Source organism: Kineococcus glutinatus, assembly GCF_039542765.1.
GTDB lineage: Bacteria > Actinomycetota > Actinomycetes > Actinomycetales > Kineococcaceae > Kineococcus_A > Kineococcus_A glutinatus.
The window spans coordinates 1-847 of record NZ_BAABIL010000875.1; the positions used below are offsets into that span (position 1 = coordinate 1).

Here is an 847-nt window from a genome sequence, read left to right on the forward strand (position 1 = left end):
GTGCGGGCGTCGCGAGCAGCAGCAGGGCGGTGGCGGCGGCCAGCAGCAGCAGGCAGGCCGCGGCCGCGGCGAAGGCCCAGCGCCACCCCAGGGCCGTGCCGGCCGCGGTGCCCAGCGGTACGCCCAGGGCCAGCGCGGCCGTCACGCCGGTGTTGACCAGGGCGACCGCCCGCCCCGACCGGCGCGGCGGTGCGAGCGCGACGGCGGTGGTGACCACGACCGAGAAGATCCCGGCGTGCGCCAGGCCGCCGAGCAGCCGGGCCGCCAGGGCGACGCGGTCGTCGCCGGCGACGGCGATGACCGCGTTGCTCAGCGCGTACGCGCTGAGCAGGACGACCAGGACGCGCCGTCCCGGCCAGCGCGCCAGCACCGCGGTGAGGGGCACCGCGGTCGCGGCCACGACGAGGGCGTAGGCGGACATCCACCAGCCGATGCGCTCCGTGCCCACCGCGAAGGCGTCGGCCAGCTGGGGCAGCAGCCCCACCGGCAGCAGCTCGGTGGTGACGGCGGCGAGGACCGCGGCGGCCAGCAGCGCCAGGCGGCCGACGGGGAGGCGGTCCGCGGGCCCCGGTGGTGGCGCGAGCGGCGGGGCGGGATCGGCGGAGGGCACCCACCGAATATACTCGGCCTTCGAGCAAAAGTGAGGGGGTGCAGCGGTGGGAGCGGTGACCGCCCGGGGCCTGGAGCTGCTGCAGCTCGCCCACGCCCGGCCCGGCCTCACCCGGGCGCAGGCGGCCCGGCTGCTCGGCGCGGGCACCGGCACCACCGCCGAGCTGGTCGGCAGGCTCACCGCCGCCGGGCTGCTGGCGGAGCGCCCCGCGGCGCCCAGCGGCACCCGCGGCCGGCC

1 protein-coding gene and 1 pseudogene are annotated in these 847 nt (G+C 79.7%); one reads left to right on the forward strand and one right to left on the reverse strand.

The annotated features are described in order from the left end of the window. On the reverse strand, positions 1–610 hold a 610-nt coding region (locus ABEB16_RS22245), incomplete at its 3' end, for an MFS transporter (RefSeq protein WP_345714335.1). A gap of 55 nt (positions 611–665) precedes the next feature. Here ABEB16_RS22245 and ABEB16_RS22250 point away from each other — a divergent pair. Then, positions 666–847, forward strand: a pseudogene (locus ABEB16_RS22250) (hypothetical protein); the annotation flags it as partial.